The organism is Actinoplanes sp. NPDC021490 (assembly GCF_055562135.1).
Map to the genome: position 1 here is coordinate 90,219 of NZ_JBVHFW010000004.1, position 13,869 is coordinate 104,087.

The window sequence follows — 13,869 nt, forward strand, 5'->3', positions numbered from 1 at the left end:
TCAGCAGAGGTCAAGAGCCCAGATTGGGCTCTATCCTGATGTCGATCAACGTCGGGTGCGCACTCTCATCGGCATGTCCGTGCGTCAGCTACTTGCCTCGCCGTGACGCCGCGTAGCGCGCGGATCACGGCAGAAGAGTGCGCTGGTTCGCGAACCTTCGAACGGTGCTTCATCCCCTGCAACACTGCTCTTCTTTCATTTTTTCGATCGGTGTGCACGGTGGCTGTAGCGTTAGTAAGAACGGCAATGCCTCGGCGTACGTCGATCAGGGGCAAGACCGCCAGCAATTCATCGGCGCGCGGTATCGCCCGCGTGAGGCAAATCGGTAAGCAGCTAGCTTGGTGTCATCCGGAGAGCGGGATCTTTCGGCGGCGCTTTTGCTCTCCCACACCTGCGATTAGCTCCTCTCGGACGGCAGCCGGGTCGGCACTAATCCGATCACGAAACTCACCGGCTTGCTGATAAAGCTCTCGCACCACGTCACGATCATCGGTCGGGTCAGAGTCGATTACCTGCCGTACCTTTTCAAGCGCTTCTCGCGCATCATCCGGATGCCGCAGCATGACAGCTGTCGCCGCCTGCCTGTACAGCTCTTGAATGTCTCCCAATCCATTAGGGTGAGTGTTGTTCCTTCGCTGGCAGCGTTCGAAGTAGCCTTCCAAGCTGCCGTTCTTCAGAAGAAATGGGTGCACCGTATCATTGACGATCTCAACTAGGCCATGCATGTACTTCTCGGCGTGCTCCCCGCCAAGCTTGAGATCTTTGTATACGGAGAGCCGGCCTACGTTACAATCTGGTGCGATTAGCCAGCTTGCTTGACGGTAGTTGAGAGGCATGAATAGTGGCTCAAGGATAGGAACGAGAGAAAAATCCTGCGCTATCACGCCTCGCAGGATGAAGCCGAATGGGCGAAGCATCAGCTCCCGGCTGCCCATGATTTTCCAGTCCCCTGACAGGTTTGGCAGCGCATACTTTGCGGCGGCCGCCCTCCATACGTTCTGCCGTTTTGCCGCTGGACTCATGGGTTCACCTCTATCGAGAGCAAGTCTGGAAAGTTTGATTCCGAACCGGTCAAGTTGCAGGTTGCTGTCGCCGCGGATCGCGTTCTCTATTTAACTTTCCCCGGCAGGGTCCGGTCGGCGATGACTGTATCTTGCCATCCCGACCGAGCCCGTTCACTACTTGAACAGTCCGCCGCAAAAACGTCAACCAAGTCCTCGTCAGACACCAGTCGTCCAACTGGAAGCAGGTACGCCAACCGACCATTGCTCATCTGACGCGTCATCCCGGATGGGCTTACATTCTTCCTAGCCCCTTGGCAACACAGGAGCAGACTTTGCGATTCAAGATCCGCGCGGACTGAGATAAGACACTCAAACAGGGCAACACCCGAATATTTCCGAGGCTCCCCATGGCCCCAACGAGCTTGAAGAGCCGCCGGATCCTCAGATAGCAAGGTGAGCTCTACCTGGGCGTTCCCACCGTCGACTCCAGTGGCCAACAATTTGTAAAACATCGCCGCCACGTTACCTCCAACCGCCATAACTAGGATTCATGACCAATTCATGACCCGCGTACCGTCAGGCAAGCGACAGGAGACGATACATTCCGGTGCAACGCTTCTAGGAACTGCCGCTTCACGCTCATGCGAGAAGGGATTTCCTGGGAATTCCTTGTTTACATCCACACCATCCGCGCGCATTTCATAGACGTTGCCGCCCCTGTTTATCGCTACGCGCTCGCTTGTCGTTGTGGAAACATAACCAGAATCTCGCGACCACCCAGAGGCATGTTCCAGAACATCCATGTTATCCCCACGAGATTCGAAGCCATTGGCGAATATTTCGCTCGGATCCCGAGTGTCGCTCCGGTAAAGAGTCTGACTACCGCAGTTGTGCACCAGGACAGGCACCGATGCGCCGCAAGGCGGTTGACGGCAACCGTGACGGCAACCCGGAGAGACGACCACGCACCGCGGGCACCAACGGCCGCGTGCACCCAGCCGTCGGGTTTACTGTTCGCTATACTCGCCGGGTGGCGACCGGCGAGTGGGAGATCTACCTCGTGGACGAGGTGCGGGACTAGATCGACAGTCTTGATCCAGTTGCCCATGCGCGTGTCGTGCAGGCCCTCGATCTGCTCGCCGAAACCGGCCCGGGGCTCGGTCGGCCGCTGGTCGACACGATCCACGGCTCGACGATCGCCAATCTCAAGGAGCTACGCCCCGGCACCGTACGCGTCCTGTTCGCGTTCGACCCCTGGCGCGCCAGCATCCTGCTCGTCGCCGGCGACAAGGCCGGACGATGGAACCAGTGGTACACCGAAGCCATCCCGCTGGCCGAGCAGCGCTACGAGGCGTACCTGAAAGAACGCACCGAGGAAGAGGGCGGCACGCCATGAGCAGCTACACGCGGTGGAGCGAAATCCGCAGCGAGCACGTCGAGCGGGCCGGCGGCGAACAAGCGGTCGACGCCGGCAAGCAGGGGCTTCTGGCGACGGTCGTCGGGCACCGACTCGCCGAGATCCGCCGCACCCGCGGACTGACCCAGCAGCAGGTCGCCGAGCGCATGGGCGTGACCAAAGCACGCGTCTCCCAGATCGAACAGGGCAAGATCTCCGGCCAAGACGTTCTCGCCCGCTACGCCGCCGCTATCGGCGGACGCCTGCACCAGGCCATCTACTTCGACGACGGCAACATCTCCGCCATCGCGTAACACGTGCGTCCAGAGCTCCGGAACGATGGAGTCCCGGAACGAGCTGGTCCAAATTTGCTCTACATAATCAAGAAGGCGGCCCGGCGCAAGGCCGGGCCGCGCGCACGCACTCAAGGCCTACGGCGCCGCGCGCGCCCGATTTACCGAGGTCGAAACCTCAATCACCAAGCATCGATGTCACGCCACGAAGGCACACCGCCGAGGTTAGCGCACTACGCGGAGCCCTTTTGATGACACGAATTCATAAAAGTCGGGTGCGTCGAACTGGACCGCACCCGTTTCGTGATCGAGAAAGCTTACCGGCTCGCCACACATGCCATCTACGGAGACGAATCCCCACCAGTCACCCGTACCAACGGGAGCAACCGCTACAAAATTAGACACGGCGAATGTGCCAGTATTGACGGAAATTAGATCTTCACTACGGCCATCCGGCGATTTGGCCGGCAACAATTCAACGAAGGAAAATACGCCACCACCAAGGATCTGCATGAATTTCTTGTATTTAGATGGCAACTGAGTCTGCAAGGCTGCCTCGACGTCGGCGAGATCCGCCTCTGTTGCAGTCCAGGAGTCGAAGAGCTGAAACCCAGGCGGATACTGCTTACCTGCCCGTTCTCTACGGAACGATTCCACCTGGGCTTCTAGCTCTTCGAACTCCATTACCGTCTCCTTTGCTTCCTGCTAGCCCGGCCAGTTGTCGTACCAGAGGTCCGGCCCATAGTGACCCCAACCCTGCTCCTGTGAGCGATACCACCAGTGTAGTTGGGTATCTTCCGCGCGCATCGCTCCGGTAACGCCTTGGTTATTGGCGTTCGGATGGAGTTGAGAGCCGGGACCCCGATGAACTACCTGATCAAGTTCATGAATAGGCGACCCGGGCATTTGGTCCGCATGGTGAATCTCAATCCGGTCACCCAAATGATTCGGGCGCAACCCATGTGCACCACGACCAATGTCGCCCAGAGTCCACGGCCCTTCGGCGCGAATTGGCGGCACGTTTGGACCCGCACCGGTCGCAGGTGCGCAATTACAGCCAACTCCCGACGGAGTGTCACCGCAATTGTGAACCAGTACCGGTGTTGTGCCGGCGAGCACATAGTACGTGTGGACGTTGGAGACCGTGAGGTTGAACATCTGACGTAACCCGTCGAAGGTCTCAACCTTTGAAACTTCGGCACTTGCGCCCGCATCCGTCGATGTCAGCCGTTCACCTGATCGAAGTTCCGCCGCCGTCTTCCAAACGCCAAGGCTGTCGCTCCAGAACAGGTGATGTTCGGTGGTTTCGATTACCGCCGATTTCCCGCCCTCAGCGGTGACGGTGATGTCGGCGAACTCTTGGTCGAGGTTGTCGCGGATTGCCTCGACGGTTTCGGCGGAGGTTTCACCTGTTTCGGTGTTGGTGGCGACGATTTCGTCACCGATGTCGAGGTCCTCGATGGCTTTAGTGGCTCCACCAGCAAGGAGCACTAAGGTGCCCGGCGCGAAGCTGTCGCACTTCTCGGCCACTCGAGCGGCGCCGCCCTTAGTGGTCGTGGCCGCGCCACCCTTGGTGCCCTTGGCTCCCTTGACGCCTTTACCGCCGAGCACAAGGCCTACCACGGTGGTGGCGAAGTAGGCGGCGTGATAGGACCGGTCTGCAGCGTTGTCTGCGGTTGCTGCTGCTTTGCCTTGCTCGTAGATGTCTTTGACCATCTTGATGGTGCCGGGCAGGCTTCCGCCGCCGCCCCAGAAGGTTCGTTTCGTTTGGCCCCAGATCGCGTCGGTGAGGGTCATCTCGCCGTTGTTGATGGCAACGGCGTCTTGTTGTGCCTGGTCGTAGGTGGCAGAGAACATGTCGACGAAGCCACCGACGGTCTGGTCGTAGACGCTGTTGATGACGCCCTTGACGCCTGCTTTCCATGGCGAGTGGCCGTGGGAGCTGTTCGCCGTGGTGCCTTGCCGGCGCGGCTCTCCGTTGCCCGATGACGTGCTGCCGCCCGAGGACGTGCCGCCGCCCGAGGAAGAGTCGTTGCCGCCCGAGGTCGGCGCGGCGGCCCCGCCTTCGGCGTTCTCGCGGGCTATCAGGCCGCTCGGGTCGGAGAAGGTGATTGGGTTGTTGGTGGAGTAGGTGTAGGCGTTCCATTGCTGGGGGTTGCCGAGGTCCTGGATCGGGTCGACCGAGATGAACTTGCCCAGGCCGGGGTCGTACTCTCGTGCGCCGAGGTGGGTGAGACCGGTCGGGTCTTCTTGGCCGCCGAGGAAGCCGCGGGAGTTGACCCATGGGGCTGCGGGTCCGCGGTCCTCACCGTAGGGAGTCTGGCGGCGCAGTGTGAGGGTTTGCTGGGCGTCAGCGGTGACCGTCGCGCTGCTTGTTCCCTGGTGGTCCGTGGCGAGCCAGCGGAGGCCGGTGGCGTCGCGTTGACCGATGAGCTGGTCGCTGAAGGAGTAGTAGCGGGTTGCGGTGGCCTGGGTGGCACCCTTGGCGAGACGGACTTGGGCGCCGCCGACCTCGAGGGTGATGCCGGCGGGGTCGCGGGAGATCAGCCGGTTGCCGTCGGCGTCGTAGAGGTAGCTGTTGGGGCCGGCTTCGTCGGTGAGGGTGGCGAGTTTACCTTCGGGGTCCCAGGTCAGGGCCTGTTGTCCGTGGTCACCGGGGCGGGTTTTGGTATTGCCGTTCTTGTCGTAGGTGTATCCGGTGGTGACGGCGGAGGTGCCCTCGGTGCGCTTGGCGGTGGTGACCGCGTGGGGCTGCGCTCCGCCGGCTTGCGGGTAGGTGTAGTCGGTGACGACGTTGCCGGCCGCGGTGTGGTCGACCTCTTTGAGCCGGTTCCCGGTGCGGCCGATCGGGTCATCGGGGGCGCCGAATTCCCAGCTTTGCCAGTAAGGTGCCGGGCCGCCGAGCTGGCCGGTGGAAGCCGGCAGGTTGCTGCAGTCGTAGGAGGCGGGTGTCCAGGCCTCGGTCAGGCGGCGCAGGTAGTCGTACTGGAAGCACTGTTTGTCGCGGCCGGCGGCGGCGTTGTCGTCGAGCGAGAGCACGTTGCCGGCGGCGTCGTACTTGATCTCGGTGTTGGCGATGACCGAGGTACCGACATTGCGGCCGGTGCGGCGCTGGATGATCCGGCCGGTGGACTCCTCATAAGTTTGCGAGGACGAGACAAACCCGGCGCCGGTCAGCTGCGTAGAGCGCGAGATGCTACTCGGCTCGTACAGGTTGGTGTAGGTGGCCAGGTTGACGTAGTAGGCGGCACCGGAGTAGTTCGTCTTGAGGCTCGTCGGCACGGCGTATGTGGGGTCGTACTCGTACGTCAGAGTTTCGCCGGCGAGCCCGCCCACTGCCGGCAGCGTGATGCTGTTGGGTGACCCGTCGGCTTTGTAGGTGTAGCGGGTGCTGTAGGTGCCGGCCAGGCCTTGCTCACCGGCGACGGAGGGAATGGTCGTGCGGATCTGGGTGGGCCGGTACTCGGCGTCTGCGGTGAGCAATTCGGTGCTGTAGGCATTGGTGCCGACGTACCGGGTGCTCTTGGCGGTGGCGCCCAAGTAGGGAGTGTCGTAAGTCCAGTCGGCGCGCACCGTCCCGGTGATGCTGCCGTCCCGCACGCTCTTCTTACGACCGATCGCGTCGTAGGTGTAGGCCAGAGTCTGGTTCTCGGCGTCGGTGACGGTCTCGAGCTGGTCCTTGACGTTGTACGTCTGCCTTACGGCACCGCGGTCGGGGTCGGTGGTGTAAGTCTGCCGGCCGCGGATGTCGTAGTCGAAGGTCCAGACGTTACCGGCGGCGTCCCGGACGTTTTCGAGGCTGCCGAGCGGGCTGTACTGGGTCGTCGTCTCCTCGTAGGCGCCGGCGGGGGTGCGGCTGTGGAACTCGCGCAGTGCGGTGGTGCGGCCGCGGGCGTCGGTCCAGGTCGAGGTGCCGATTCCGCCTTCGGGCTGGGTGACATCGGTGTGGTCGCCGTGGTAGCTGGTGGTGGTCCGCCACTTCTCCTTGTTCTCGGACACAAGGATGGTGTCGGTCAGCCGGCCGACCGCGTCGTAGACGAAACGGTTCTGCCGCGGCATGTCGAGGTCTTCACCCAGCCCGTCGCGAACCTTTCCGGTGGGCAGGCCGGGCATAACGTGCGCGTCGTTGCTTTTCCAGAGGCGACCGGCGGAGTCGTAGAAGGTGTCGGTGACGATCTTCTCGGTCGGGGTCTCGCCGCCAAGGGCCATGGCTTGGGTCTGCCGGGGGCGGCTCAGCCCGTCGTACAGGGCGTAGGTCGTCTGGTATTTGCCGTTGGCGTCAAGCGTCTTAGTGGTGAGGACCGACGCGTCTTTCACCGTGTCGCCGTCCGCCTTGATGATCGTGTAGACGTAGCTGGTGGTGGGCGCGGTCTCCCACGTTCCCCGCGGACGGCTCGGAGACCACACGCTGAACGTACGGCCGGCCGGGTCGTAGGTGACCTCGGTGACGCGCTTGTTGTGGTCGGTCACCTTGGTGGGCAGGCTCCGGGCCGGGTTGAACTCCGTGGTGGTAGCCCAGTTGAGGGCGTTGGTGACGACGGTTTTAGTGAGCGGGCCGCCGGCGGCAGGGGTGTAGTCGGTGTGGGTGTTAGCGCCGGTGACGTCGGTCGCGTCGGTGATGCGGCCCTGTGGGTCGTACTTGGCGGTGCCGTCGACGTGGTAGGCGCGGGTGCCCCCGTTGAATCCGCTGATCGTCTCCGTTTTGGTGATCTTGCCGGTGGTGGGGGCGTCGCCGTAGTCGCCGTTGTCGAAGCTGTATCGGGTGTCGCTGATGACCTGGGTGTCCCGAATGGGGCCGGTGGCGCAGGAGCCGGACCAGCTGTGGCTGCGTTTGACCGGGGTGAGCAGCCACGGCCCGGTGGCCTCGGCGCGGCGCGCGTACTCGGTGACTTCGCACTGGTCGTCGGTCGTGGTGGCTTCGTCGCCGAGGTCGGCGGTCTGGGTGACCAGGCCGTAGTCGTCGTACTTGTTGATCGTCTTGGTGCGGCGCCACTCTCCGCCGTCGAGCGCGACACGTGTCCGTACCGTCTCGGGTGCGTAGTAGCGGGCTTCGACGGTGCTCTGGCCGATGGTGCGGCTGGCGCTGGGCGCCGATTGCCACCAGTCGGTGACGGTGGCGCTGCTGATCGACGAACCGTTCCAGCTGATCTGCTCGCGCGGCTTGCCGGCGAAGGCGTCGTAGTCGGTTGCCGGCCCGCCGTCGCGGCCGTCGACGGTCACGGTGCGCTTGGTGCCGTCGGCGAGCAGGTCGCCGTGCATGCCGCGGAAGTACAGCGTCTCGGTTTTGGTCTGTTCGCCGGGTTCACCGATGGTCGTGACAACCGTGGGGTAACCACGCCAGTCGCCCCAGGTCTTCTTGGACACCGGGACGAGGCCGTCATCGTCGTCGTGGTGCCACAGCGGCAGGTTCTTGGGGTTGAGGTAGTCGTAGTGGGTCAGCATTGGCTTGGACCCGCCGGCGTGATCAGTTTCGCGGATGTCGGTGACGACGTACTTGTGGAAGTAGTCGGTGACGTCGCCGGTCTGCCCTTGCGGCTGCCACCTGACCGGGTAGCACCGCAGCGGGTTCTTGTCGATCGTGTCCTTGGTGGGGACGCGGGTCTTGGCGATGCAGTCCCGGTCGCTGTAGGTGACGAAGATTTCGCCGCCGGTCTCGTTGCGGATCGAGTTGACGCGCCACCTGGTCATGGCCGGAGCCCAGTCGGAGCCGTTGGCGTCGACGCGGTTGTCCTTCTGAATGCCGGAGAAGGTGACGGACGGGTAGGTGACGGAGCCACCGTTGAGGCCGGTGTAGCTGATGCCCTTGAGCCACAGGCCCTTGCGGATGTCGTCGCCCTGGTTGAGCCAGTCCTGGTCGAGGGTCCACCGGTCGACGTCGGCACCGGAGACCTTTGTGGTGACCTGGGTGACACGCTTGGATGACCAGAACGTGGGCGAGCCGATCAGGCACTTGGTGTTGTTCGGCGCCCGGGTGCAGTCCAGGTCGACCGGGGTGTCCGGCCAGGCCGTCTCGGTGAACGTGGTGCAGTTGGCCTTGCAGCGCTCGGAGTTGGTGAAGACGACCTGCTGCGGGGCGTTGATGTACGGGGTGGTCGCCGTGTATTCGGTGCCGTCGCGGTTGTCGGTGCCGTAGTCGATGCGCTCCAGGTGGCCGGCGCGGTAGTAGTCGACTGGAGTGGTGGAGACGGCGTTGCGGGCGTACTTGTTGGTGTCCCGGCTGTACCAGTACGACATGGTGTTGCCGTGCGGGTCGACTACGTAGTCGAGATTCCACCGCCAGGCCTGCGCACAACTGGACGCGGCGAACGTTGCTGCGTTGCAGAGCTCGTTGGCGTGGTTGCCGAACACCGGCACCGTCAGCACCGAATTGGTGGTGGGCCGTCCGGTCGTCCAGCCCGGCAGCTGATGCCGGCCGAACCAGTACTCGGTACCGTCGGCCGCGGTGAGCTTCCAGTACTCGTTCTTGTAGGCGCCGTTGGTGAAAACGCTGGTGGTCAAAAGTTCGATCTTGGCGCCGTCTTCGGCCGTGGAGTGCCAGCGACCATCGGAGCTCTTGAGCAGCTCGCCGGATCGGCCTTGCATCGACAGGATCGCGTTGTCGGTGCCCCAGCACAGGTCATCGGTCTTGGTCGTGTTGTTGGCGCCACCGCCCATGTCGTCCGAGCAGGTCTTGTACCGACGCTCGATGTAGGCCTGGGTGATGTCGAAGCCCTCACCGACCGGGCCCGGCTGGTTGTTCGACACCGCGGTACGGCCGTCGACGCTTTGCGCCGAGTAGGACAAACCGATCTGCGGGGCCGGTCCGCTGGCCGACGGCGGTACCTGCATCGGATAGGACCAGGTGAAGTCACCGGTGGACCCGCTGTGGCCCCAGGTCGACGACGGCTTGAGGTCGCTGGCGGTGAAGGTACCGGCGCCGCCGGACGGCCCGGCCGCCAGCGCCACCATCGTGCCTGCCGCGGTGACCGCCTGGACGGTGGCAGTGGCTTTCTGGTTCTGGACGTTGTTGCGGGTGGGCAGCTCGACAAGCTTGCAGGCCGTACCGTCCGCGCATTCCGGAAGCGCGACGAGCCGCAGACGGGAGGCCCAGTCGGCGCCGAACGCGGTCGCGAAGGCGCCGTACTCCACGCTCACCTCGACCGAGGACGGGGTGCTCGCGCCCGGAGCGCTGACGCGCATCAGCAGACCGTTGACGCCGGCCCGGCCGGCGGCTGCCTGGTCGAAGGTCTGCACCCGTACCGTGCCGGCCGCACGGGCCGGACTCCCCGCGGCCTGCGCCACCAGTACCGGCAACCTGCCCGCCCGGACCGAACCCGTACCGGCCGCCTTCGCCCCGGCAGCGCGGGCCGGCAGCGCGGCCTCGGCGACGCCTGCCGACTGCCATACCGGCGCCGGGGCGGTCACTCTGGCTGCGGCGATCGTCGGGTCCGGTGTGCGGGTCACCTTCGCGGCCGGTGGTTCGGCGACAGGTACCGGCTTGTACTTCTGCGCGACGTACGGCCTGACCGGTTCGGCGGCCTCCGCCTGCCCAGGAGGAACGGCGATCACCGTGGTGACGGCGACCGCCCCGAGCATCACGGCGGGCAAGACACGTCCCGGAAGCAGACGGCGGGCACGGCTGGCGGACACAGCTGCCTCCAGGCAGTCCGTAGGGCGGGGGCGGGTGAAGTGGGTCATGTCAGGCCTCGGACGCCAGCGCGGCAACGGTGTCCGGGGACAGCACGCCCTGCCAGACCCGGACGCGGTCGATCGCACCGTTCCAGTAGCTTTCGTAGCCACCCTGGTACTTGACCCGTCCGATCCCGAACGGGCCGGTCGAGCCCCAGGTCGGACGGTAGGCGGCGCTGGCCGTCGCCTGATCTCGGCCGCCGTTGACGTACAGGGTCATGACGCCGGCCTGGGCGTCATACGTCGCCACCAGATGGGTCCATGCGGAGGTCGCGCCGACCGCGTACGCGGCAACCTGAACACCGGTCGTGTCGTCCTTGGTGCGCATGCCGAACACCCAGGCGCCTCCGGTAAAGTTGTCCTGGAAACGCACGTAGGCGGAGCTGTTGGACGTACCGTCCTGACCCCAGACGGCCTGGAAGCCGGTGTTGCTGTCCCGGCGGACCCAGGTGCTGACCGAGAAGGACTGATCGGTGCGCACCACCTGGCTTGTGGAGGCGGCCGCCCCGGACGCACCGTCGAACACCAGACCGCCGGACAAGCTGTAGCCGTCGCCGGTCCATTGCACAGAACGCCCGGACGGATTGCTTGCGTGCGCGGACTCGGTCAACGTGAGTGACCGTCTGAAGGTCGAGTCGTCGGAAGCCTCACGCGGCAGATCGTCGTCGAAGTCCTCCATTTCCCAGCGTGCCACCTCGACCGGCTCCACCAGCTGCTTGAGGTCCAGTCGTGGGTCGACGACCCGGTCCCAGACCCGGGCTTCGCCGACAGCCATGGCACCGTAATTGCTGTACGCGCCGCTGGACGTCTTTGCTTTGCCCAGATGCAGCGGACCGGCGGCCTTCCACGCCTGGGACGGGCTGAACGCGGCGGAACCTTCGAGGACCCCGTTGACGTAGAGGCGCACCTGTTGAGTACCGGCGTCATAGACACCCGCCACATGGGTCCACACCCCCGCCCGCGGAGCCGTCGTCGACATGGCGATCGCTGAACTGAACCCGGCGACGTCACCCGAGGTACGCACGAACCGCCACTTGTTGACGCTGGCCGGTTGCGCCTGTAGGTAAAAGGCGCTGGTGTAGGAACCCGCCTGGCTGATCACCGTCTGATAGGTGGTGTCGACCTTGTTGAGCTTCACCCATGCCGAAACGCTGAAGCTCTTGGACGTGTCGAGCACGCCCGTGGTGCTGTCGGCGGACTGGCTGGTGCCGTTGAACTGCACCGCTTTCGCGGCAACGCCGCCCTCTCGTGCTCCGACGATGCGGTCCTCGGTCCAGGCGGCACTATTACTCAGCTGCAATGCCCCCGCCGGGCCACCAGCAGCCGTACTGCCTGTTCCCTCGTCAAAGGCCCAGTGGCCGACGGGATTGTCGCCCTCGTTGACATCGAACTCGTACTCCCGGGGCTCGGACTGGTTACCCACCCGGTCCTTCATGCGTACGGTCAGTACGTTGCTGCCCAGTTGTGTAGGCGTCACCCAGACTGTGGCGGAACCGCCGAAGGAGGGTGGGCTGGCGGTGAACTCGGCGCCGGCGTTGAGGCGATAGTTGTACGACGCGACATCGGCATTGTCGTTGGCGCTGAAGGTGAACTGACCAGACCGCCCGTTGGCCCCGTGGACCGTGCCGTCCGCGGTCACCTCCGGATACATATTGTCTGCGCTGATCACGCCGGGCTCACCCTTGGGCGCGGTCATGTCCACCTGGAAGTAGCACCAGTCCGACCAGGCCGATGTGGCGCCCAGCGAGTCAGTTACCTGGATCTGCCAGCGCAGCACATTCTGATCAGCGATACCGTTCTTGACCTGCAGCGCCGCCTTGCTGCCGGGGGGAACGCCACTCTTGACACGAATACTGAGCGGCACTGCCGTGCCTTTACCGGAGGCGACGTCGTAGCGCTGCAGCACATACTCGGCGCTCAACGTGCTGCTGTTGGAGCCGTCGCCGTCCCGGACGATGGCTTTGAGCCAGGGCGTCCTCGAGCGGACCATCGGCCAGCTGCTCGACGTCCCGCAGGTGAGCTCAGGAGCCGTGAAGTCGGAAGTCTCCTTCATATCCGACGCGGTGGGCTTCGTCGGTGGGGTGTTGTAAACCACCGACAGCCACGTGCCGGTCGGGCCGAACTTCTTCCAGTTCTCGATATTCGACTCGCCCGCCCGCACCGAGTTACCCGCCGCGAGCCCGACGGTGTAGTTCGTCTGCCCTTTGGCGGCATCGATGTCCGAGCGCAGGGCGTCCTAGACGAACTCCATCGGGAAGTCCGGCTGCGGGTCATTGCTGCATCCGGGCCCAGTGGACGGCTTGTGAGCGTGCGCGGAGATCTGCTGAATCCACTTCTGCAGGTCCGGACCGTCCCACGCCTGACGTCCCGACGCGGTCAGGTCCGCCGAGCGCCACAGGCTGACCGGGGTCGAGTCACATGAGTACGAGTGCGTCAGCAGTGTGCGGAACGTCGTCCTGATGATCTGCTTACCGGCCAGCGGTGCCAGGTTGAAGGCGAAGAACGACCGCTCGATCCCGGTGCCGTCCGGGTCGTTACCGACGCGGGCGATGCCGTCGTTCTTGTTGGCGTTGGTCTCATTCGTGTACGCCCACCGCAACCGGTTGATCGTGGTGGACGGGTCGATCACCACCGGATACACCACATCCGGGCCGCGCAGCACCGACAGGTTCGGGGTAATCACCAGACTGCCCGCATCGATCCGCGTGTCCAGCTCAGCCCGCCGGGACATCTCCGGCGCCGCCGTCAACAACCCTGCCGGGTCGTCGCCCTTGGCCAAGGCAGCCCGCGCGGCGCTGGAAACACCGGCGGCATCCCACATCACCGCCCGCTCAGCCGACAGAATCTCCTGTCCGGAACCGTCTCGAACGTCGAAACCTCCGTCCGGATCGGTCGCCGCCGTCAGCCCCCGAGCGGTCACGGTCATCCGAACAGCATCGAGAAGCGGGTTCGCGGCGGCCGCCTGCGACTTCACGACCAAGGCCCACGTGAAGCCGTCCTCCAGAGCCCGCACCCGCAGGTCCACCCCGCTAAGCACCGACTCGTAAATCGCCGTGTCGTACTCGAGCCTTGGTGGGGGCAGCGTAGTAGGCCAGGAGAACGACACAGAGCCGTCAGCCAACGGCACCGTGACGACCGGAGCCGACCCTCCGGCCGAAAAACGCGTGTCGGCCAGCGTCGCTACCGGGCTCACCACACCGCCAGTGGCTTGCAGCCGCTTGTCGATCTGCCGCCAGCCGCCGGTGGGCGTGCCCACCCAGCGTGGCACGGCGTGCGCCTCGTACCGCAACTCCCCTGCGGGCGTCGCCCAGGCACGCGAGGTCTCCGTCTGCGAACCGGCCACCTGAACCGGCACCCCGGAGTCCGCCGCCGAGGTCAGCGCTTGCTTCTCAGCGGACACCTTCACCGGCGCAGGCGTTAGTTCTGCGAGTGCCTGCGCTGCCGGAACGCCGACTACCGCACCAGCAGCCAAAACGATCGAGCCAAACAGTCCGCGCACGGCGGAACC

The 13,869-nt window shown here is 64.5% G+C and carries 8 protein-coding genes; 2 read left to right on the plus strand and 6 right to left on the minus strand.

The genetic code is table 11. The features are described from left to right. Positions 1–344 precede the first annotated feature (344 nt). A complete protein-coding gene (locus tag ACZ3I4_RS12195) occupies positions 345–1,022 on the minus strand; it encodes a hypothetical protein (RefSeq protein WP_465381939.1) in 678 nt (225 codons plus the stop codon). A 530-nt stretch (positions 1,023–1,552) separates the two neighbouring features. Next, positions 1,553–1,969, minus strand: coding sequence for a scabin-related ADP-ribosyltransferase (locus tag ACZ3I4_RS12200; RefSeq protein WP_465381940.1), 417 nt, complete (start codon positions 1,967–1,969; stop codon positions 1,553–1,555). A 116-nt stretch (positions 1,970–2,085) separates the two neighbouring features. Between ACZ3I4_RS12200 and ACZ3I4_RS12205 the strand changes: the two genes are divergently transcribed. Together ACZ3I4_RS12205 and ACZ3I4_RS12210 are read left to right on the plus strand one after the other, a co-directional pair. Next, a complete protein-coding gene (locus tag ACZ3I4_RS12205) occupies positions 2,086–2,400 on the plus strand; it encodes a type II toxin-antitoxin system RelE/ParE family toxin (RefSeq protein WP_465382421.1) in 315 nt (104 codons plus the stop codon). Further along, on the plus strand, positions 2,397–2,714 hold the full coding sequence (locus ACZ3I4_RS12210) for a helix-turn-helix domain-containing protein (protein ID WP_465381941.1): 318 nt from the start codon (positions 2,397–2,399) through the stop codon (positions 2,712–2,714). The genes ACZ3I4_RS12205 and ACZ3I4_RS12210 overlap by 4 nt, the downstream gene beginning before the upstream one ends. 204 nt (positions 2,715–2,918) lie before the next feature. Here the strand turns inward: ACZ3I4_RS12210 and ACZ3I4_RS12215 are convergent, their stop codons facing one another. From ACZ3I4_RS12215 to ACZ3I4_RS12230, 4 genes are all read right to left on the minus strand, one after another. Beyond that, the gene (locus ACZ3I4_RS12215) at positions 2,919–3,377 is read right to left on the minus strand and encodes an SMI1/KNR4 family protein (RefSeq protein WP_465381942.1); all 459 of its coding nucleotides are present in this window, start codon (positions 3,375–3,377) and stop codon (positions 2,919–2,921) included. Between the two features lie 21 nt (positions 3,378–3,398). After that, positions 3,399–10,271 carry an RHS repeat-associated core domain-containing protein gene (locus ACZ3I4_RS12220; RefSeq protein WP_465382422.1) on the minus strand — a complete coding sequence of 2,291 codons (6,873 nt, stop codon included), beginning with the start codon at positions 10,269–10,271 and terminating at the stop codon, positions 3,399–3,401. A gap of 100 nt (positions 10,272–10,371) precedes the next feature. Beyond that, a complete protein-coding gene (locus ACZ3I4_RS12225; protein WP_465381943.1) occupies positions 10,372–12,522 on the minus strand; it encodes a LamG domain-containing protein in 2,151 nt (716 codons plus the stop codon). A 75-nt stretch (positions 12,523–12,597) separates the two neighbouring features. Next, on the minus strand, positions 12,598–13,860 hold the full coding sequence (locus ACZ3I4_RS12230) for a hypothetical protein (protein WP_465381944.1): 1,263 nt from the start codon (positions 13,858–13,860) through the stop codon (positions 12,598–12,600). Positions 13,861–13,869 lie beyond the last annotated feature (9 nt).

Coding starts and splice junctions, on each gene's coding strand:
- ACZ3I4_RS12215 (WP_465381942.1), bottom strand. CDS start 3,377: ATGGAGTTCGAAGAGCTAGAAGCCCAGGTGGAATCGTTCCGTAGAGAA.
- ACZ3I4_RS12195 (WP_465381939.1), bottom strand. CDS start 1,022: ATGAGTCCAGCGGCAAAACGGCAGAACGTATGGAGGGCGGCCGCCGCA.
- ACZ3I4_RS12210 (WP_465381941.1), top strand. CDS start 2,397: ATGAGCAGCTACACGCGGTGGAGCGAAATCCGCAGCGAGCACGTCGAG.